We start from the raw sequence: 22,543 nt of genomic DNA on the forward strand, positions 1-22,543 counted from the left end.
GTCAGCGTCCTTCGGGGTTGGTCACCGCGTGGTGGAGGGTGGTGCGGAAGTCTTCGAGTCGGCGTTCGATGCCGTCGGGGGTGAACAGGGTGGTGTTGTGTTCGAGCCAGCCGGAGAGGCCGGTGGGGGTGCGGTGGCAGCGGAGGTGGAGTTCGTAGCGGCAGGTGCCGCGGTCGAGGTTGATCGGGGTGGTGGTCAGGCCGGTGAGGGTTTCGGTGGGGGTGGGCAGGTTCTGCATGCCGAACATGACCTGGCAGGGGGTGTGGAGGTGTTCGTAGGGGGTGCTCTGGTGTTCCCAGGCTTCGAGGACGGTGTGGCGGACGCGGGTGAGGTGCTGGTGGAAGGTGGGGTGGCCGCGGAGGTCGGCGGGGATGGGGAGGGTGTTGGCGTAGGGGCCGGCGGTGTGTTCGGTGGTGGGGTCGGGGCGGTTGCTGACGGGGATGGCGGTGGTGAAGCGGTCTTGGCCGGTTTGGCGGTGGAGCCAGCGTTGGGTGGCGGTGAGCAGGACGAGGAATTCGGTGGTTCCGGTGCGGTGGGCGAGGTCTTGGACGGCTTGGCTGGTGGTGGGGTCGAGGTCGAAGTAGCGGGTGGCGCCGTCGAGGGTGGGGTGGTCGGGTCGGGGGTGGTCGGTGGGGAGGTGCAGCCGGGTGGGGACGTCGTGCAGGAGCCGGGTCCAGAAGTCCAGATCGGACTGGTGGGTGGGGCGGAAGCCGGTGACGGGGGGTAGTTGCGGGGTGCGGTTCTGGCGTTGGGCGTTGTAGTACTCGGTGAGGTCGCGTTGCAGGACGGAGAGGGTCCAGCCGTCGGCGGCGATGTGGTGGGCGGTGAGGGCGAACAGGTGGTGGTCGGGGGCGTAGCGGATGAGGGCGGCGCGTATGGGGGGTTCGGTGGTGAGGTCGAAGGGGGTGCGCAGTTCGGTTTCGGCGAGTGCGGTGGCTTCGGCTTGGTCGCGGGTGGTGTGGCGGAGGAAGCGGATGAGGACGTTGGGTTCGGTGTGGGGTGGGTCGGTGAAGCGGGTGCGGAGGATTTCGTGGCGGGCGACGGTGGCGTCGACGGCGCGGGTGAGGGCGGTTTCGTCGAGTGGTCCGTGGAGGAGGGCGGCGAAGCCGATGTGGTAGGCGGGGGTGTCGGGGTGTTGGCGGGTGTGGTCGAGGATGGCGCGCTGGGCGGGGGTGAGTGCGGTGGGGGTTTCGGCCGCTTGTGGTGGGTGGGGGTTGCTCGCGTGGGTGTCGATCCAGGTGGCGAGTGCGGCGACGGTGGGGTGGTCGAGCACGGTGCGCAGGGGCACGGTGAGGCCGAAGGTGCGGCGGAGGCGGGCGGTGAGCTGGGCGGCGAGCAGGGAGTGGCCGCCGTGGCTGAAGAAGTTGTCGTCGCGGCCGGTGTGCTGGGTGCCGAGCAGTTCGTCGAACAGGGCGGTGAGCACGGTTTCGGTGGCCGACCGGGTGGTGGCGGGGGTGGGTTCGGCGGGGGTTTGGAGTGCGGTGAGGGCTTTGCGGTCGATTTTGTTGTTGGGGGTGCGGGGCAGGGCGGGTAGGGGGTGGATGCGGGTGGGGATCTGGTGTTCGGGTAGCCGGGTGCGGAGTTCGTCGCGCAGGGCGGGGCCGTTGAGGGTGGCGGGGGTGACGTAGGCGGTCAGGTGCGGTGGTGTGCCGGTGGCGAGCACGGCGGCTTCGTTGACGCCGGGGAGGGCGCGCAGCGCGTTTTCGATGCCGGTGGGTTCGACGCGGTTGCCGCGGATCTTGACCTGGTCGTCGAGGCGGCCGAGGAAGTGCAGGGTGCCGTCGGGTTCGCGGCGGGCGAGGTCGCCGGTGCGGTAGGCGCGGGCGCCGGGTTCGGTGGTGAAGGGGTCGGGGACGAAGCGTTCGGCGGTGAGGCCGGGTTGGTGGTGGTAGCCCTGGGCGAGTCGGGTGCCGCCGATCCACACTTCGCCGGGTACGCCGGTGGGGGTGAGGTGGCCGTAGTGGTCGACGAGGTAGAGGCGGGCGCCGGCGACGGGGTGGCCGAGTGGGGCGGGGCCGTGGGTGCCGTCGGTGACGGGGTGGGCGGTGGTGGTCATGGTGGCTTCGGTGGGGCCGTACTGGTTGACCACCAGTGGCCTGCCGTCGAAGGTGGCGCGGGTGCGGGCGCAGTCGGTGAGGTCGAGTGCTTCGCCGGCGGTGAGCACGAGGCGCAGGTGGGGGCCGCGGGGTTTCCGGTTTTCGTGTGCGGCGGTGAGGATGGCGCGGAGCAGGGTGGGCACGACGCTGAGCAGGCAGGTGACCTGTTCGCGGTCGATGGTGTCGAGGATGGCTTCGGGGTCGGCGGCGTGTTCGTGGTCGAGCAGGACGACGCGGGCGCCGGTGGTCAGCGGGCCGAACAGGTCGCGGGTGGCGGCGTCGAAGGGCAGGGCGGCGAGTTGGAGCACGGTGTCGGCGGGGCCGAGGCCGTAGTGGGTGGCGAGGTAGTCGGCGAGGTAGGCGGCGGCGGCGTGGTGGGGGGTGCGCACGCCTTTGGGGCGGCCGGTGGAGCCGGAGGTGTAGACGAGGTAGGCCAGGTCGTCGGGGTCGGCGGTGACCGGGGGTGGGGTGGTGGGCTGGCCGGTGGTGTGGACCTGGTCGATGACGAGGGTGGCGCCGCTGTCTTCGAGGAGTTCGCGGTGGCGGGTGGGTGGGTGGTGCGGGTCGAGGGCGAGGTAGGCGCAGCCGGCGCGCCAGGTGCCGAGGACGGCCACGGCCTGGTCGGGTCCGCGGTCGAGGTGGAGGGCGATGAGGTGGCCGGGGGTGGTGCGGGTGAGCAGGTGGTGGGCGAACTGGTTGGCGCGCTGGTCGAGTTGGCGGTAGGTCAGGCCGGGTACGGCGGGTGCGTCGGGGGTGCGGGTGGCTTGGGCGGTGAAGAGTTCGGGCAGGGTGCGGGGTTGGTCCGTGGTGGGTTGCGGGGTGGTGAGGGGTGCGGAGTGGGTGCGGTGGGTGGTGGCGGATTGCCGGGTGGGGGTGAACGGTTCGGGCGAGGTGCGGTAGTGGGCGGAGGTGGGTTGCGGGGTGGGGGTGAACAGTTTGGGCGGGGTGTGGTCGCTGGTGGTGGGCTGCGGGGTGGCGGTGAGCAGTCCGGGCAGGGGGCGGCTGGTGGGTGGTGTGGTGAGGGCGGTGCGTTCGGCGGCGGTGAGCAGGGTGAGGTCGGCCAGTGGGGTGTCGGGGTCGGCGAGGGCGCCGGTGAGCAGGGTGCGCAGGTGCCCGGCGAGGCGTTCGATGCGGCCGGGGGTGAACAGGGCGGTGCGGTAGACCAGCCAGCCCGCCGTGCCGTTCTCCTCGAAGAGCAGGTTGAGGTCGGCTTTGGAGTGGGCCGGGACGAAGGGTTCGGGTTCGGCGACCACGTCGCCGGTGAAGGCGGTGGTGCCGGGGGAGGGGTCGAGGGTGACGCTGTAGCGGGTGAGGGCGGCGCCGTCGAGGCCGAGTTCGCCGACGAGGCGGTCGAAGGGCAGGGTGCGGTGTTCGTAGGCGGCGAGGGTGGTGTCGCGGACGGTGTGCAGGAGTTCGCGGTAGGTGCGGGTGCCGGTGGTGTCGAGCCGCAGCACCGCGGTGTTGAGCAACAACCCGACGATGTTTTCGAGTTCGGGCCGTGCCCGGTCGGCGATCGGCATGGTGAGCACCAGGTCGTCCTGCCCGGTGTAGCGGCTGAGCACCACCGCGTAGGCGGCGAGCAGCCCCATGAACGGGGTGCACCCCTCTTCCGCGGTGAGTGCGGTGAGCGGGGCGGTGATCTCGTCCGGCAGGGTGAACCGGTGGGCGGCACCGGCTGATCCGCTGTGGTCGCTGGTGCGGGGAGCGGTACCGGCCGGGTGCGTCGGCTCGCTTCGGCCCGCGGGAGCACCGGTTGGCTCGCTGCGGCGGGTGCTGCTCGAAGCGGCGTCGGCTGAGGCGGCAGCGCTGTCGGTGGGCAGGGCGAGGGCCGGGGGCAGGTTGGTGAGTTGCCGGCGCCAGTACTCCAGGGCGGTGCTGTGGTCGAGGCGGTGTTGCCAGGCGGCGTAGTCGGCGGCGTGGTGGGGCCGGGTGGGCAGGGGGTGGCCGGTGTAGGCGGTGCGGAGGTCGTCGAGCAGGACGCCGATGGACCAGCCGTCGACGATGGAGTGGTGGCAGGTCAGGGCGAGCACGTGTTCGGTGTCGCTGAGGGTGATGAGGGTGGCGCGGGCGAGGGGGCCGGTGGCGAGGTCGAAGCGGGTGGCGGCTTCGGTGGCGAGGAGGGTGGTGAGTTCGGTTTCTGACGCGGTGGTGGTGCGGATCGGCATCGGTGTTGTGGTCAGGGCGCGGGTGGGGCGGCCGTCGGTGGCGGGGAAGGTGGTGCGCAGGGCTTCGTGGGTGGTGGCGACGGTGTGCAGGGCGCGGGTGAGGGCGTCGGGGTCGAGGGGGCCGTGGAGGCGGCAGATGGCTGGGAGGTTGTAGGCGGGGTCGCCGGGGTCGAGTTGGTCGACGAACCAGAGGCGGGTTTCGGCGGCGGAGAGCTGTGTGCGGTCGGTGGCGGTTTCGACCGGGGGCAGGGCGGGGCCGGTGGCTGCGGTGAGGCGGGCGGCGAGGCGGGCGATGGTGGGGGCTTCGAACAGCAGGCGCAGGGGGACGGGTATGCCGAGGGTTTCGCGGGCGCGGCTGGTCACTTGGACGGCGAGCAGGGAGTGGCCGCCGAGGGCGAAGAAGTCGTCGTGGCGGCCGACGCGGTCGAGGTCGAGCACGTCGGCCCAGATGTCGGCGAGGTGTTGTTCGGCGGGGGTGGCGGGGGCGGTGTAGGGGCGGGTGGTGTGGGTGGTTTCGGCGGGGGCAGGGAGTTTGTTGCGGTCGACTTTGCCGCTGGAGGTTTGCGGGAAGCGGTCGAGGTGGGTGTAGGAGGCGGGCACCATGTAGGCGGGTAGTTTGGTGGTGAGCCAGTCGCGCAGGGTGGCGGGGTCGGGGGCGGTCCGCGCGGTCAGGTAGGCGGCGAGCTGGTCGCCGTGCACGGTGACCACGGCTTGGTCGACGGTGTGGTGTTCGGCGAGCACGGTTTCGATTTCGCCGAGTTCGATGCGGTGGCCGCGGAGTTTGACCTGGTGGTCGATGCGGCCGAGGAATTCCAGGCGTCCGTCGGCTCGCCAGCGGACCAGGTCGCCGGTGCGGTACAGCCGCCCGCCCGTCGCCCGGCCACCACCCCCGAACGAGGCGCTCGGCGCCGCTGTGCTTGTTCGGCCGAACGGGTCGGGGATGAAGCTTTCCGCGGTGCGGTCGGGGCGGCCGAGGTAGCCGCGGGCGATTTGCACGCCGCCGACGCACAGTTCTCCCGGGATGCCGATGGGCTGGGGTTGGTGGTTGTCGTCGAGCACGTAGCAGCGGGTGTTGGGCAGGGGCCGTCCGATCGGCACGCCTTCTTCGCCGAGGTGGGTTTTACCGGCGGTGACCAGCACGGTGGTTTCGGTGGGGCCGTAGGCGTTGATCAGTTCGGCGTCCAGTGTGGACAGGAAGGTGTCGCGCAGTTCCGGTGGCAGCGCCTCTCCGGCGCTTTGCACCTGTTGCAGTGAGTCGAGGGAGCCGCCGTCGGCGTGGAGCAGGGCGGCGAGCACGGTGGGCACGAAGTGCGCGCGGGTGACGCCCCGGGCGGCGATCAGCTGCCGCAGGTAGGCGGGGTCGCGGTGCCCGCCGGGTTCGGCGACGACCAGGCGTGCCCCGGCGTGCAGCGCGGTGAACAGTTCGACCACCGAGACGTCGAAGTTGACCGGGGTTTTGAACAGCACGGCGTCTTCGGGGGCGGGGCCGTGGGTGTGGAGTTGCCAGCGGATCTGGTTGTGGGCGGCGCGGTGGCTCATCGCGACGCCTTTGGGGCGGCCGGTGGAGCCGGAGGTGTAGAAGAGGTAGGCCAGGTCGTCGGGGTCGACGCGGATCGCGGGTGGGTGGCCGGGGCCTGCGGGGACGTCGCCGAGCAGCAGGGTGGGGCAGGTGGTGACCCGGGTGGCGAGCGTGGTGTCGGTGACCACCAGTGCGGCTTGGGCGTCGGCGAGCACGCCGGTGGTGCGGGCGTCGGGGTTGTCCGGTTCCAGTGGCAGGTACGGGGCGCCGGAGCGCAGGATGCCGAGGATGGTGCTCACCAGTTCGGCCGAGCGTTCCAGCAGCACGCCGATGGGCTGGTCGGCTCGTGCGCCGAGGGTGATCAGGTGGTGGGCCAGGTCGTCGGCCCGCTGGTTCAGTTCGCGGTAGGTGATTTCGCGGTCGCCGTCGACCAGTGCGATCGCGTCACCGTCCACGTGGAACAGGTCGGCGAGGTTGCCCGGGGTGCCGTAGTCGGCGTCGGGTCCGGCCCACCGGCGGGTGACCAGGTCGTGTTCCGCGGTGTCCATCAGGGGCAGGTCGGCGATGGCTTGGCCGGGGTCGGTGAGCGCGGCGCGGGTCAGGGTGGTCAGGTGCCCGAGCAGGCGGGTGGCGGTGGTCTCGTCGTAGCGGTCGCGGTCGTATTCGAGTTCCAGTTCCAGCTGTCCGTCGTGTTCGCCGAGGTCGAGGTTGAGGTCGAACTTGGCGTGGCCGGCGCCGGTGCGGGGCAGGTAGGTCAGCACCGCGTCGCCGAGCGGGCGGGGGGCGCGGTCGGCGGCGGTCCAGTTGATCAGCACGCTGAACACCGGGGTGGTGGTCAGGTCGCGCTCCAGCGGCAACCGGCCGGCCACGGTTTCGAAGGGCACGTCCTGGTGGGAGAACGCGGTGGCGGCGGTGGCGCGGACTTGGGCGAGCAGGGCGGCGAAGGTGGTGCGGCGCCCGAACCGGGACCGCAGGGCCACGGTGTTGACGAACAACCCGATCAGCGGTTCGACCTCGGGGGTGGTGCGCCCGGCCACCGAGGTGCCGACCACGATGTCGAATTGGCCGCTGTAGCGGTGCAGCAGGCTTTGGAAGCAGGCGAGCAGCACCATGAACGGGGTGGCGCCGTGGCGGCGGGCGAAGGCACGCAGTTCGGTGGTGGCGGCGGGGTCGAGGTGGGTGCGCACCAGTGCCGCGCGGCCGGTGCCGGTGCCGGGGTGGTCGGCGGGCAGGTTGAGCCGGGCGGGGGCGTCGGCGAGCTGGGTGGCCCAGTGGTCGAGCTGGGCGCGGTAGCCGCCGCTGGTGAGCTGTTCGCGTTGCCAGGCGGCGAAGTCGGCGTACTGGATGGCTGGTGGGGCGGGTTCGGGTGCTCCGGTGTAGGTGTCGGTGACCTCGCGCAGCAGGATGTCGATGGAGGCGCCGTCGAAGGCGATGTGGTGCAGGGTGAGCACGAGGTGGTGGCTGGTTTCGCCGGATCGGATCAGCAGGGCCCGCCACACCGGGCCGCGGCGCAGGTCGAACGGCTGGTGGAACTCGGCGAGCACCTGGGCGTCGAGGTCGGGTTCCCGGTCGGCGTGGCGCAGCCGCAGCGGGGGTGCGGCGACCACCTGGAATTCTTCGGCGCCGCGGCGCTGGTAGACGGTGCGCAGGATGTCGTGGCGGGCTTCGGCGCCGCGGAGCGCGGTTTCGAGCCGGCCGGGGTCGAGCGGGCCGTCCACGCGGAAGGTGAACACCACGTGGTAGGTCGCCGCGCCCGGGTGCAGTTCTTCGAGGAAGAGCATGCGTTCCTGCGCCGGGGAGGCCCGTCTCGGCCCGTCACCGCGGGGGATGGTGGTGCGGGTTTTCGCGCGGGAGAGGCGTTGTTCCAGCAGGGCTTGCAGGCGGGTGTCCGCGCTCATGCGTCGAGTTCTTCGAGCAGCATGGTCTCCACCACCGCGGCGAACTCGCCGAGCGTCTGGTGGTCGAGCACGGCCGTCATCGGCACGTCGAGGTCGAGCGCGGCCTTGACCCTGGCCAGCAGCTGGGTGATCAGCAGCGAGTGCCCGCCCAGGTCGAAGAAGTTGTCCGCGACGCCGACGCGGTCGACGCCGAGCACGTCGGTCCACAGTTCGGCGATGGCTTTTTCGACCGGGGTGCCGGGTTCGAGGTAGGGCACCGGCGGGGTGGGGGCGGGCAGGGCGCGGCGGTCGAGTTTGCCGTTGGGGGTGACCGGCAGGGTGTCGAGCACGAGGATCTGGGCGGGCACCATGTAGGCGGGCAGCCGCTGGGTGAGCTGGTCGCGCAGCGCGGCGGGGTCGGGTTCGGCGCCGGGGGCGCGCACCGCGTAGCCGACGAGTTGCTGGTCGCTGACCAGTGCCACGGCCGAGGCGACGCCGGGTGCGGTGGCCAGTGCGGCTTCCACTTCGCCGAGTTCGATCCGGTAGCCGCGGAGTTTGACCTGGTCGTCCTGCCTGCCGAGGAATTCGATGGTGCCGTCGGGCCAGTACCTGGCGCGGTCGCCGGTGCGGTAGAGCCGTGCGCCGGGTGTGTCGCTGAACGGGTCGGGGAGGAATTTTTCCGCGGTTCTGGCCGGGTCGCCGTGGTAGCCGAGGGCGAGGCAGTCGCCGCCGATGTAGAGGTCGCCGGGGGCGCCGATGACGGCTGGGCGCAGGGCGCCGTCGAGCACGTGGTAGCGGGCGTTGTCGATCGGCCTGCCGTAGGGGATGCTGGCCCAGCCCGGGTCGACCCGCTCGACCGGGAAGGAGTTCGACCAGATCGCCGCTTCGGTGGCGCCGCCGAGCGCGACCACCCGGGGGTTGCCGAAGGCGGTGCGCACCGAGCCGGGCAGGGTGAGCGGGACCCAGTCGCCGCTGAGGAACACCAGCCGCAGCGGGTGGTCTTCGCGGGGGCCGCGCAGGGTGAAGAACGGTTCCAGTTGCTGCAGTGCGGCGGGGGCGGAGTCCCAGAAGGTGATCGGCTCGCTGTCCAGGATGGACAGCAGGCGCCGGGGGTCGCGGATCTCCTCGTCGGTGGCGACCCGGATGCTGCCGCCGGCGGCGAGCACGCCGAACACGTCGTAGACCGAGAGGTCGAAGCCGAGTGAGGTGAGGAACAGGACCCGGTCGGCCGGGCCGACGCCGTGGGTGGTGTTGACCCATTCGATCAGGTTGACCACCGGGGCGTGGGAGAGCAGCACGCCCTTGGGGGTGCCGGTGGAGCCCGAGGTGAAGATGACGTAGGCCTGGTCACCGGGCTGGGCGCGGTGCGGGGTGGGGGCGCCGGGGCCGGGGTCGGCCAGTGCCCAGCCTTCGGTGCCGTCCGGTTCGCCGACCCACAGGACTTCGTGGTCGCCGAGTTCGCGGGCGGCGCCGACCTGGTCGCGGTCGGTGATGAGCACGCGGGCGCGCAGCGAGGTGAGCAGGGTGCGGGCGCGTTCGGCGGGCAGGGACGGTTCGATCGGGGCGTAGGCGGCCCCGGCCTTGAGCACCCCGAGCAGGGCGGTGACGGTGTGCACGGTGCGGCGCAACCGCAGGGCCACGAAGTCGCCGGGGCCGATCCCGGCCGCGGCCAGGCGGCGCGCCAGTTTCCCGGCGGCCGCGTCGAGTTCGGCGTAGGTGAGCCGGTTCTCGCCCTGGAGCACGGCGAGTGCGTCCGGGGTGCGGGCGGCTTGGTGTTCGACGAGTTCGTGGATGCACGCCGGGGTCCGCTGCACGGCGGTGTCGTTCCAGTCCCGGGTGATGCGCTGCTGTTCTGCGGGGGAGAGCACGGTGAATTCGTGCAGTGCGGTGGCGCCGGAGCGGGTGACCATGTCGGTCAGCAGCCGGTCGAGGTCGTCGAGCAGCCGCTGTGCCAGGGCGGGGTCGAGCCGGTGGTGCAGCCGCAGCCGCAGGTTCGGCTCGTCCGGGTCCAGGCGTAGTTCCAGGGCGTGGCGGGTGGTGGTGTCGTGGTCCCAGCGCACCACCTTGTCGAACAGGGCGGTGCCCTCGGCCAGGCCCGCGCAGGCGGCCAGGTCGGCTTCGTCCGGGGCAGGCTGGGCGAGTCCGGCTTCGAGCTGGGCGCGCAGGGCGGCGAAGAACGCGGTCAGCGGCAGGTCGTGGCGCAGCCGCACCCGCAGCGGCGTCGCCTGGTCCACCCCGGCCGGGCGCACCCCGAACACCACGTCGTCGGTGCCGGCGTGCGCGGCGAGCAGCAGGCTCCACGCCGCGAGGACCACGTGCTCCGGTGGCACCCCCGCCGGTGCGCCCGCTTGCTTGAGCGCCGCCAGCGAAACGGTTTGGCCGTCCACCACGGCGTGCCCGCCGTGGTCGTCACGTTCGCCGTGGTCGCCGCGTTCGCCGCCGAGCCGGGTCGGCTCGGCGAAACCGGCCAGCCGTTCGGTCCAGAACTCCCTGGTCACCATGGTCTCCTAGGCTTCGAGCAGTTTCGGCAGGTCCTCGGCGATCGAGCGCAGCGGGTCGAGCACCCGCGGCCCGCCGCCCCGCGCCCGCCACCACCTGGTCAGCAGGTGCACCTCGGTGCAGCCGGCGATCACCCCGCGGCAGCCGTGGGCGCCGACGAGGTCCTCGACCCGCCCGGCGATCCCGGCACCGGCCGGTTCGCGTTTGAGCCGGTAGAGCAGCCGGTGGATCTCTTCCTGGGCCTCGGCCGGGGGCAGCAGCACCCGGTGCGCCACCGGTGGCCAGCGCGGGTGGGACTCGAACACCCCCGCCGCGCGGGTCCCGCTGGTGGCCAGCATCAGCAACGGCCCGTCACCGCCGACTTCGAGGTCGTCGAGCACCACGTCGACCAGCGAGATCAGCTTCGCCCGCAGCTCGGGGCCGAGCCAGCGGACGAAGTGGTGCGCGGTGACGCAGGCCAGCACGATCCGGGTGGCGCCGTGGTCGGCCAGCGCCTGCAGCCGGTGCCGCAGCCGCTCGGTGAACTCCCGGTCGCGGCCGTCGCGGATGGCTTCGGTGCGGTCGGGAAACGCCGGGTCGGAATCGAGCAGGCAGCGCGGCAGGTCCTGCTCGGCCGCGGGTGCGTGCCGCTGTCCCGCGGTCTCGTAGACCGTGCGGAGGAAAGCGGCCGAAGCGTGCGGCCCCATGCCGCCGAGAACGCCGAGCACCGCCGCCACACCCGCCTCCTTCCTTTCAGGACTGCCTGAAACCCGCTGGACAACGCCGACGAGTGTCGCGCTTGGAACCGGCTTTGCGGCCCGGCCGGGCCGGGTTCTAGAAAACCCCTTAGAGCGTGCGACGTGGCCCTGGCCACTGGTCAGCGGCCCGGCTATGCATGAGCCCGCGGATCCGCAGAGCGCTGGGGGCGGCGTGGCCGGCTTTCGCGACCCGATCCGTGAGCGAAGGGGAATCCCCGTGCAGCCAACCGATGCCCGCCTGGAGTCGTGGCTCGTCCAGCAGATCGCCACCCGGACCGGGGTGGCGCCCGACGCGGTCGACCGCGACGCGCCGCTGACCGGTTACGGACTGTCCTCAAGGGATGCGGTGGTGCTGATCGGTGAACTGGGCCGGCTGTGCGGAAGCGACCTGTCACCCACGCTGTTCTGGGAGCAGCCCACCATCCGCGCCCTGTGCACGCACCTGACCGGCGGGCGAAGCGCACCCGCGCTCCGGGACCGTCCCGCTGCCGCGCCGGGTGAACCGATCGCGGTCATCGGCCTGGGCTGCCGTTTCCCCGGCGCCGGAAACCCCGCCGAGTTCTGGGAGCTGCTCGAAAACGGCGGCGACGGCATCGCCGACACCCGCCGCCGCAGCGCGAACCTGGGCCGCACCCACGGTCTGCTGCGTGACGTCGACGGTTTCGACGCGGACTTCTTCAGCATCTCCGCCCGTGAAGCGTCCGCTGTGGACCCGCAGCAGCGGCTGCTGCTCGAAGTCGCCTGGGAAGCGCTCGAACACGCCGGGATCGCCCCGACCGCGCTGGCGGGCACCCGCACCGGGGTGTTCGTCGGCATCAGCACCAGCGACCACGCCCGCCGCAGCACCACCCTGACCCCCCACAGCGGCACCGGTCAGGCGCTGAGCATCGCGGCGAACCGGCTGTCCTACTTCCTCGACCTCAACGGCCCCAGCCTGGCCGTGGACACCGCCTGCTCCTCCTCACTGGTCGCGGTGCACCTGGCGTGCCGCAGCCTGCGGGCCGGGGACGCGGAGACCGCGCTGGCCGGCGGGGTGAACCTGGTGCTGGCACCGGAGCTGACCGAGGTGTTCGGCCAGGCGGGCATGCTCGCCGAGGACGGCCGCTGCAAAACCTTCGACGCCGCCGCCGACGGTTACGTCCGCGCCGAAGGCTGCGGGGTGGTGGTGCTCAAAACCCTCACCGCGGCCCGCCGCGACGGGGACCGGGTGCTCGCCGTGCTGCGGGGCTCGGCGGTCAACTCCGACGGCCGCAGCAACGGCCTGACCGCCCCCAGCGGCGCCGCGCAGCAGGAAGTCGTCCGCGACGCGCTCACCGAAGCCGGGCTCACCCCCGCCGACGTCGACTACGTCGAAGCACACGGCACCGGCACCCCGCTGGGCGACCCGATCGAAACCCGCGCGCTGGCCGCCGTGCTCGGCGGCGGCGAACCGTTCCTGCTCGGCTCGGTGAAAACCAACATCGGGCACACCGAAGCCGCCGCGGGCATCGCCGGGCTGATCAAGGTCGTGCTGATGCTGCGTCACCGGCGCGTCCCACCCCACCTGCACCTGCGTGCACGCAACCCCGAAATCCCCGAGGGGTCGTTCGAGATCCCCCGCACCGCCCGCGACTGGACCCCCCGCCACGGGCCGCTGACCGCGGGCGTCAGCTCCTTCGGCTTCGGCGGCACCAACGCCCACGTCATCGTCACCGAAGCCGAGAAGGTCCCGGCCAGGGGCGGGGACGAACTGCGCCCCCGGCACGTGTGCACGCTCAGCGCCCGCACCGAAACCGCCCTGCGGGAGCTGGCCGGGCGCCACGCCGCCCTCGACGCCGATGTTCGCGACCTGTGCTTCACCACCAACACCGGCCGCGCCCACCTGCGCCACCGGGCCGCCTTCGCCGCGAGCAGCCCCGCCGAACTACGCGAACGGCTCACCGCCATCGCCACCGGCACCCCCACCATGAACGTCCACATCGGGCAAAAGAGCCCGGCCGGGCCCGGTGCGGTGGCGTTCCTGTTCAGCGGCCAGGGCGTGCAGTACGCGGGCATGGCCCGCCAGCTCTACGCGACCAGCGCCCGCTTCCGCGAACTGCTCGCCGGATGCGCCGAACTGTTCGACACCCACGTCGGCAAATCCCTGCCCGCGGTGCTGTTCTCCGGTGACGGCCTCGACGACACCCGCTACACCCAGCCCGCCCTGTTCTGCCTCGAATACGCCATCGCCCGGTTGTGGCAGAGCTGGGGCGTGGCCCCGGCGTTCCTGCTCGGGCACAGCGCCGGGCAGTACGCCGCCGCCTGCGTCGCCGGGGTGTTCGACCTCGAAGACGGCGTCCGCCTGGTCGCCGAACGCGGGCGCCTGGTCGCCGAACTCACCGGACGCGGCGCCATGCTCGCGGTGTTCGCCGGTGAAACCACCGTGCGGGCCGCGCTCACCCCCGGCCTGGCCATCGCCGCGGTCAACGGCACCGAGAACACCACCGTCTCCGGGCAGCCCGGCGAAATCGCCGCACTGGCCGAAGCGCTGGCCGGGCGCGGGATCAGGACCAGGGCCGTGCGCGGCCACCGGGCCTTCCACTCACCGATGATGACCGCCGCCCGCGACGCCTTCGCCGCCACCGCCGCCTCGATCACCCACCGCGAACCCCGCATCGCGCTGATCAGCGACCTCGACGGGCAACTGTGCCGCCCGGACGCGGACTACTGGACCCGGCACCTGACCGGCACCATCCGCTTCGCCGACGGCCTCGGGCGCCTCGGTGAACTCGGCTGCACCCAGTTCGTCGAAGTCGGCCCGGGACAGGTGCTCATCGGCGCCGGGCGCCGCGCCCTGCCCGGCCGCCTCTGGGTGCCCTCCCTGCGCGAAGGCGCCGACGACTGGGAGGTGCTCACCGATGGCGCCGCCCGCCTCTACGCCGCCGGCCGCGACCTCGACTGGGCCGCCTTCCACCGCGGCCACCGCGCCACCCGCACCGACCTGCCCACCTACCCCTTCCAGCGCCGGCCACACCGGCCGGCCGACAAAACCACCGCAGCCACCGGAAAGACCGCAGCCGCCGAAAACACCGCAGCCACCGAAAACATTGCAGTCACCGAGAAGACCGCAGTCAACGAGAACATCGCGGCCACCGAAAACGCCACGGCCACCAAAAACATTGCGGCCACCGGAAACGCCGCAGCCACCGAGAAGAACGCAGCCACCGACAACATCGAGGACGCCGTGAACCCCGAGAAAACCGCCGCCGGTGACTCCGTGCTGCCGGTGCTGGCCGAAGTGCTGGCCACCCTGCTCGAAACCGACGGCCCGATCGACCCGGACCTGTCCTTCCTCGAACTCGGCGCCGACTCGATGACCCTGTTCCAGACGCTGCAGTCGGTGCAGAAGACCTTCGGTGTGTCCATCGCGGTCAGCCGCCTGTTCGAAGAACTCAACACGCTCAACCGCGTCGCCGACCACATCCGCGCCCACACCCCCACCACACCCGCACCCGCCGCCGAGGTGGTCCCGGCAACGGCCGGGACCGACGTCGACCGCTTCCTCGCCGTGCACGAGAAGGTGATGGCGCAGGCCTACGAACTCCTGCGGGGCCCCACCCCGGCACCCCAGCCGCAGAAGCAGAAGAAGCCCGTCGCGATCGCGCCCAAGGACACCTTCGTCGCCTTCGCCCCGAAAAAGGCGCAGAAAACCGCCGGGCACCTCACCGACGCACAGCGTGCACTCGCCGAAACCGTGGTGAGCGAGTTCTGCGCGCGCACCCGGGCGTCCAAGGCGCAGGCCGCCCGCGAACGCACCTACCACGCCGACGTCCGCCACGCCCCGCAGCCGTACCTGACCCTGCGTGAAGCCCGTTACCCGCTGGTGGTCACCCGCTCGGCCGGCTCGCACGTGTGGGACCTCGACGGCAACGACTACATCGACCTCACCATGGGCTTCGGGGTCAACTTCTTCGGCCACGGCGAACCGTTCATCAACGACGCCATCACCGCGCAACTGGCCCGAGGCATGCAGCTCGGCCCGCACTCCGGCCTCGCCGACGAGGTGGCCCGGCTGATCACCGAGATGACCGGCAAGCAGCGCGTGGTCTTCTGCAACACCGGTTCCGAAGCGGTGATGGTCGCCGTCCGGCTGGCCAGGGCGATCACCGGCCGCGACAAGATCGCCCTGTTCGCCGGGGCCTACCACGGCTCGGCCGACCCGATCCTGGCCCGCCAGGACCCCTCCGGTGAATCCGTGCCGCTGGCCCCCGGGGTGCCCGAGGACGTCAGCCGCAACGCGCTCGTGCTCACCTACGGCGACCCGGCGTCGCTGGAGGTGCTGCGGGCCCACGCCGGGGAACTGGCCGCGGTGCTGGTCGAACCGGTGCAGAGCCGCCGCCCCGACCAGCAGCCGGTGCGGTTCCTGCGTCAGGTCCGGGCGCTGACCAGGGAAACCGGGGTGCCGCTGGTGCTCGACGAGGTGATCACCGGTTTCCGCGTGCACCCCGGCGGGGTCCAGGGCCTGTGGGGCATCGAGGCCGACCTCACCACCTACGGCAAGGTCGTCGGCGGTGGCCTGCCGATCGGCGTGGTCGCCGGCGACGCGAAGTACCTCGACGCCATCGACGGCGGCGCCTGGCCCTTCGGTGACGCCCCCTACCCGCACTCGGTGCGCACCTTCTTCTCCGGCACCTTCTGCAAGCACCCGCTGGCACTGGCCGCCGGGCGCGCCGTGCTCGAGGAGATGCGCCGCCGCGGGCCCGCCCTGCAGGAGCAGCTCACCGCCAAGGTGAGCGCGCTGGCCGACCGCCTGGACACGATGTTCACCGAAGCCGGGGTCCCGATCCGGGTCGCGCGGTTCGGGTCGCTGTTCCGGCTGCGTTTCCTCGACGAAGCCCCCTCCTCGGAACTGGTCGAGCTGTTCCACACCATGCTCGTCGCCGGCGGGCTCTACATCTGGGAAGGCCGCAACTGCTTCCTGTCCACCGCGCACACCGACGCCGACATCGAGCGCATCGTGGTGGTCATCGCCCACGCGGTCAACCAGCTCACCACCGCCGGGTTCTTCCCCGGCGCCCGCCCCGCACTGGCCACCGCCCCGGCCGACGACGACGGTTACCCGCTGAGCGAAGTCCAGCGCGAAATGTGGTTCTTCGACCAGGTCAGCGCCGAGAACTCCCGCTCCTACCACGAAAGCGTCGTGCTCGACCTGCACGGCGAACTCGACGTGCCCGCCCTGCGTGAAGCCGTCGGCACCGCGCTCGCCCGCCACGACAGCCTGCACACCGTGTTCGCCAAGGACGGCTCCCGCCAGCAGGTCCTGCCCCGGTTCTCCCTCGACGTGCCGCTGGTGGAGATCTCCGACGACACCGACACCGACGACACCGACACCGACGACACCGTGCGGGCCTGGTTCGACGCCCGCGCCGAAGAGGGGTTCGACCTGGCCACCGGGCCGCTGGTCAAAGCCGCCGTCCTCCGCCTGGGCCCCGGCCACCACCAGCTGTACCTGGCCGCGCACCACGCGGTCGTCGACGGCTGGTCGTTCGTGGTGCTGTTCGAGGAGATCGCGCAGCTCTACTCCGGCGCCACCCCGCCACCGGCCCCGCAGTACCGCGACTTCGTCCGCCACCAGCGGACCCGGCCCAGCCACACCGACTACTGGGCCGGGCAGTTCCCCGGCGGGCTGCCCGCGCTGGAACTGCCCGCCGACCACACCGCCTCAGGCGCCTCCCGGCGCGGCGGCCGGGTGGAAACCCGGTTCGGTGCCGACCGGGTCACCGCGCTGAGCCGCGAACTCGGCGTCACCCCGTTCACCGTGCTCTTCGCCGCCTACGCCCAGCTGCTGCACCAGCTCTGCGGCCAGGACGAACTGGTCATCGGCGTGCCGCGGGCCCAGCGCGAGTACCCCGGCGCCGACCGGCTCGTCGGCAACTGCAGCACCCTGCTGCCCATCCGCAGCCGCCCCGACCCCACCCGCACCGTGCGCGAGCACCTCGCCGCAGTTCAGCACACCCTCGTCGAGGCCTACGCCCACCCCGGTTTCTCCGCCGCCGAACTCGCCGCCCGCCTCCAGCTCGACCCCCGCGCCCAGGTGGTGGGCACCATCTTCAACGTCGACCGCGCCCCCGTCGTGCCCCAGCCCGCCGGGCTGACCGCCGGCCTGCTGCGCACCACCCGCCGCTACACCAAGATCGACCTCGAGGTCGACGTGCTCTTCGCCGGTGACCAGCTCACCGTCACCTTCGAGTACAACGCCGATCTGTTCGACGAAGCCACCGTGCGCCGTCACGCCCGCACCTACACCGAACTGCTCACCGCCTTCCTCGACCGCCCCGGCGCCCGCCTCGACCAGCTCGACCCGTCACCGGCGCACCCCACCGGCCACGAACTGGTCCCCGGTACCCTGCCCGAACTGTTCGAAGCCCAGGTCGCCCGCACCCCGGACGCCACCGCCCTGCTCTACCGCGGGGAGTCGCTGAGCTACGCCGAACTCGACGCCCGCGCGAACCGGCTCGCCCGCCACCTCGCCGCCCTCGGCGCCGGGCCCGAGCAGATCGTCGTGCTGGCCCTGCCGCGCTCGGCGGACCTGGTGGTCGCCGTGCTGGCCGTGCTCAAAGCCGGTGCGGCCTACCTGCCGCTCGACCTGGACCAGCCACCCGCCCGCCTCGCCCAGCTCCTCGGCGATTCCGGCGCCCGCACCGTGATCGCCACCGAAGCGACCCGCGCCCTGCTGCCCGCGGTGGAAAGTCTGGTGCTGCTGGATTCGGTGGAGTTCGAGCACGCCGAACCCCGTCCCGCCGAACCGGGCAACGCGGCCTACGTGCTCTACACCTCCGGCTCCACCGGCCACCCCAAGGGCGTGGTCGTCACCCACGAAGCCGTGTCGAACACCCTGCAGTGGTGGCAGCACGAAGCCGGGTTCGGCCCCGGCGACCGGGTCCTGCTCAAGACCCCGATGACCTTCGACCCCTCCATCCTCGAGCTCTTCTGCCCGCTGTTCACCGGCGCCACCCTCGTCGTCGCCGAGCACGACGGCCACAAGGACCCCGCCCACCTGGTTTCGCTGATCCGCGACACCGGCGTGACCTGCGTGCAGTTCGTGCCCACCACCCTGCGTGAATTCCTCGGCGAACCCGGCGTGTCCGGGTGCACCAGCCTGAAAACCGTGATGTGCGCGGGGGAAGCGCTGCCCACCGCACTGGCCGAACAGTGCGCCGCCCTGCTCGGCGCCCAGCTGTACAACCTCTACGGCCCCACCGAGGCGTCGATCGACCTGACCTTCTGGAAAGCCCGCCCCGGCGTCGAAACGGTGACCGTCCCCATTGGACGTCCACTGTGGAACTTCCGGGTGCACGTGCTCGACGCCGACCTGCGTCCCGTGCCACCGGGGCAGGCGGGGGAGCTCTACGTCGCCGGGATCGGCCTGGCCCGCGGTTACCTCGGCCGCCCGGAAGCCACGGCCGCGGCGTTCCTGCCCGACCCGTTCGACGACGGCGGCACAGCGGCGGGCAGCGCCTCGTTGGGGGGTGGTGGCCGGGTGACGGGTGGTGACACAGCGGCGCGCAGCGCCTCGTTGGGGGGTGGTGGCCGGGTGACGGGTGGTGACACAGCGGCGCGCAGCGCCTCGTTGGGGGGTGGTGGCCGGGTGACGGGTGGTGACACAGCGGCGCGCAGCGCCTCGTTGGGGGGTGGTGGCCGGGTGACGGGCGGGCGGATGTACCGCACCGGGGACCTGGTGCGCTGGTCCGAGCACGGGGAACTGGAATTCCTCGGCCGCGCCGACACCCAGGTCAAACTCCGCGGCGTGCGCATCGAACTCGGCGAGATCGAAGCGGCGCTGCGGGCCCGGCCCGCGGTCGACGACGCCTGCGTGCTGGTGCGCGACGAGCAACTGGTCGCCTACCTCGCCGGGGACATCACCGACCCGCTCGGCACCGTGCGTGCCCTGCGCGAGGTGCTGCCCACCTCGATGATCCCGGCCCGCGCGCTGGCCCTGCCCGCCCTGCCCACGCTCACCAGCGGCAAGGTCGACCGGCGTGCCCTGGCCGCACTGGAACTGCCCGCCACCGAAACCGCGGCCGCCGAAGCCCGCACCGCCGCCGAAGCCCGGCTGCTGGCCATCTGGACCGATGTCCTCGGCCACCGGGTCGGCGTCCACGACGACTTCTTCAGCCACGGCGGCACCTCGCTCACCGCGATGCGGCTGCTCACCCGCGTCCGCGCCGAACTCGGCCACGACCTGACCGTGCGTGAACTGTTCGCCGCCCCCACCGTCGCCGGGCTCGCCGCCCGCTTCGCCGGGCACACCGGCACCCGCCCGCCGCTGGTGCCCGTGCCGAGGGACAAGCCGGTGCCGCTGTCGTTCGCCCAGGCGCGGCTGTGGTTCCTCTACCGGCTCGGCGGCCCCAGCCCGATGTACAACATCGCGATGTCGTTCCGCCTGGACGGCGAACTGGACACCACCGCGCTGCGGGCGGCCTTCGGGGACGTGGTTTCCCGCCACGAAAGCCTGCGCACCACCGTCGCCGAGATCGACGGCGTCGCCGTGCAGCACGTCGTCCCCGCCGAGGACGCCACCGTCGACTTCGCCGAGGGCACCCCGGACACCGCCGCCGAGCACGCCTTCGACCTGGGCACCGAACTGCCGCTGCGGGTGCGGCTGCACCGCGCCGGACCCGGCGAGCACGTGCTGACCGTGGCACTGCACCACATCGCCGGGGACGCCTGGTCCTTCGGGCAACTCGCCCGCGACCTGGCCGCCGCCTACGAAGCCCGCTGCGCCGGAACCACCCCGGCGTGGACGCCGCTGCCGGTGCAGTACGCCGACTACGCGGTGTGGCAGAGCGAACTGCTCGGCGATGAAAAGGACCCCGCCAGCCTGGTCTCCCGGCAACTGGCGTTCTGGAAAACCGCGCTGGCCGGGCTGCCCGTCGAACTGAACCTGCCCTGCGACCGGCCCCGACCGGCCCAGCCCACCCAGCGCGGCGCCAGCCTGGGGTTCGAGCTGGCCGCCACCGACCACGACCGGCTGCTCGGCCTGGCCCGCGAAACCGGCGCGAGCTTCTTCATGATCGCCCAGGCCGGGCTGTCCGCCCTGCTCACCAATCTCGGCGCGGGCACCGACATCCCGCTCGGCACCCCGGTCGCCGGGCGCGCCGACACCGCGCTCGACGAACTGATCGGGTTCTTCGCCAACACCGTGGTGCTGCGCACCGACACCGGCGGCAACCCCGCCTTCCGCGACCTGGTGACCCGGGTCCGCGAGGCCAACCTGCCCGCCTACGCCCACCAGGACGTGCCGTTCGAGCACCTGGTGCGGGTGCTCAACCCGCCCCGCTCGCGGTCGAGGCACCCGCTGTTCCAGATCATGCTGGTCTCGGAGAACACCGAACAGGTCGACGTCGGCCTGCCGGGGCTGCGCATGCGCGAGGAACCGGTCGGCTCCACCACCGCCAAGTTCGACCTGGTGCTGAGCGTGCGTGAACACCACACCCCCGACGGCGGCGGCGCCGGGGTGCGCGGCTCGCTGGAATACAGCACCGACCTGTTCGACGAAACCACCGCGCGCGGCCTCGCCGACGGGTTCGTGCGCCTGCTGCAGACCGTGGCCGGGGACCCCGGCGTCCGCTGTGCCGACCTCCGATAGAAGGGCTGGGAAGATGAGCGACGAGAACGACCGCCGGTACCGGGTCGTGGTCAACCACGAAGAGCAGTACTCGATCTGGCCGGAGCACCGAGAGAACCCCGCGGGCTGGCGCGACGCGGGCAAGGCGGGCAGCAAGGAAGAATGCCTCGCCTACGTCAGCGAGGTCTGGACCGACATGCGGCCGCTGAGCCTGCGGGTGCGGACGGAGGCCCGCACCCATGCCGGCTGAGCACGCCCTGCGCCCCGACCCCGGCCACCGCACCCTGGCCGACGTGCTGGCCCGCAACCTGCCCGCCCGCGCCGGGCAGCGAGCCGTGGTCGTCCTCGACCGCGAAGGCCGGGAAGTCGAGTCCGCCACCTACGGCGCGCTCGACCGCCGGGTGCGGGCGGTGGCGGCGCTGCTGCAGCAGGTGGTGGCGCCGGGGGAGCGGGCACTGGTGATGACCCCCACCGGCGTCGACTTCCTCGTCGGGTTCTTCGCCTGCGCCTACGCCGGGGTGATCGGCGTGCCGGTCCCGCCCCCGGAAGCGGGCGCCAAGCAGCTGGCGCGGCTGCGCGGCATCGTCAAGGACGCCGCCCCGGCCGCCGTGCTCACCACCGCGGGGATCGCCGAATCCGAGGCCGCCGGGGAACTGGGCTCCGCGCAGGTGATCGTGGTGTCCGAAGTGGACGAACACCTGGCCGGGCTGTGGACCGATCCGGGCCTCGGCGGTGAGCAGGTCGCGTTCCTGCAGTACACCTCGGGCTCCACCGCGGAACCCAAGGGCGCGATGATCACCCACGCCAACGTGGCCGCGAACCTGGCCGCGGTCTGGCAGATCGTGCACGTCGACCCCGAGCACCCGCTGCGCGTGGTCAGCTGGCTGCCGCTGTTCCACGACATGGGGTTGCTCCAGCCGTTGCTGGCCTGCTACACCGGTGGCGAGGTCGCGCTCATCCCGCCGATGGAGTTCCTGCTGCGGCCCGCGGTGTGGCTGGAAGCGATGTCGCGCCACCGCGGCGAGTTCGCCTGCGCCCCGAACTTCGCCTACGACCTGTGCGCGGCGAAGGTCGCCCCGGACGGGCTGGACCTGAGCAGCTGGCGCGCCGCGGTCAACGGCGCCGAACCGGTGCGCTGGGACACCATGGAACGGTTCGCCTCGGCGTTCGCGCCGGCGGGCTTCCCCGAGTCGGCGATCACCCCGGCCTACGGGATGGCTGAAGGCATGGTTTACGTCAGCGGCACCAGGGAACCCGGCGACGCCCGCTACCTCGACCTGGACGCGGGGGAACTGGAGCGGTCCGGGCGGCTGGTCTCCCCGGGCGGACGGCGGATCGTGGCCTGCGGGCGGGTGCCGTCGAACCTGCGGGTACGGGTCGTGGACCCGGCCACCGGCGCCCAGTGCCCGCAGGACCGCCCCGGTGAGCTGTGGCTCTCCGGTGACAGCATCTCGGCGGGGTACTGGCAGCGCCCGGAAGCGACCGCCGCCAAGTTCGGGGACGGGTGGCTGCGCACCGGTGACCTCGGTTTCCAGCGCGACGGGCAGCTCTACGTGCTCGGGCGCATCGACGACATGATCATCGCCGACGGCCGGAACCACTACCCGCAGGACCTCGAGCTGACCGTCGGCGAATGCCACGACTTGCTGGACCCGAGCCGGTGCGCGGCATTCGCCTACGCGGAGGACGGGCAGGTGCGGGTGGGGATACTGGCCGAAACCCAGCGCGGAGTGGTGCTGGAAGACCCGACTCCAGTCGCCGAGGCGATCCGGCAGGCGGTGGCCGCCGAACACCAAGTCGGAGTCGGCGCAGTACACCTCCTCAAACCAGGCGGCCTACCGAGGACGACAAGCGGGAAGGTGCAGCGGGCAAAGGCACGAACATTACACGAAACAGCATCACTGACAAATTGGTAACCTAAAAACGCCACAGCGGCTAACCCGCAAGAACACGCATCAAACAGGCGCCACGGCGCCCAACCCAGCAGCCCGCCCAAACCCTCCCCACCCCGCTCCACAGCCAAAAACCCGGCGGGGATGGCCTTGTCAAGGCATCTTTCCGGCC

6 protein-coding genes are annotated in these 22,543 nt (G+C 72.2%); 3 read left to right on the forward strand and 3 right to left on the reverse strand.

All coding sequences use genetic code 11. The features are described from left to right. Position 1: 1 nt before the first annotated feature. Genes AC07EG_RS22435 through AC07EG_RS22445 form a run of 3 tightly spaced genes read right to left on the reverse strand, consistent with a single transcriptional unit; the run spans position 2 to position 10,872 of the window. A complete protein-coding gene (locus AC07EG_RS22435; RefSeq protein ID WP_478255096.1) occupies positions 2-7,678 on the reverse strand; it encodes an amino acid adenylation domain-containing protein in 7,677 nt (2,558 codons plus the stop codon). Continuing rightward, the gene (locus AC07EG_RS22440) at positions 7,675-10,155 is read right to left on the reverse strand and encodes a non-ribosomal peptide synthetase (RefSeq protein WP_478255097.1); all 2,481 of its coding nucleotides are present in this window, start codon (positions 10,153-10,155) and stop codon (positions 7,675-7,677) included. Before AC07EG_RS22440 ends, AC07EG_RS22435 begins: the two co-directional genes overlap by 4 nt. A gap of 9 nt (positions 10,156-10,164) precedes the next feature. Then, positions 10,165-10,872, reverse strand: coding sequence for an aspartate/glutamate racemase family protein (locus AC07EG_RS22445; RefSeq protein WP_478255098.1), 708 nt, complete (start codon positions 10,870-10,872; stop codon positions 10,165-10,167). 238 nt (positions 10,873-11,110) lie between these two features. On the opposite strand from AC07EG_RS22445, the gene AC07EG_RS22450 reads away from it, so the two are divergent. From AC07EG_RS22450 to AC07EG_RS22460, 3 genes are read left to right on the forward strand one after another with little or no spacing between them, the layout of a single operon-like run. Beyond that, positions 11,111-20,500 (forward strand): amino acid adenylation domain-containing protein, encoded by a 9,390-nt coding sequence (locus tag AC07EG_RS22450; protein ID WP_478255099.1) that lies wholly within the window; start codon positions 11,111-11,113, stop codon positions 20,498-20,500. A 13-nt stretch (positions 20,501-20,513) separates the two neighbouring features. Next, positions 20,514-20,729 carry an MbtH family protein gene (locus AC07EG_RS22455; protein ID WP_478255100.1) on the forward strand — a complete coding sequence of 72 codons (216 nt, stop codon included), beginning with the start codon at positions 20,514-20,516 and terminating at the stop codon, positions 20,727-20,729. Then, on the forward strand, positions 20,719-22,395 hold the full coding sequence (locus tag AC07EG_RS22460) for a fatty acyl-AMP ligase (RefSeq protein WP_478255101.1): 1,677 nt from the start codon (positions 20,719-20,721) through the stop codon (positions 22,393-22,395). Before AC07EG_RS22455 ends, AC07EG_RS22460 begins: the two co-directional genes overlap by 11 nt. Positions 22,396-22,543: the final 148 nt, after the last annotated feature.

Source organism: Amycolatopsis sp. NPDC045836 (genome assembly GCF_056431745.1).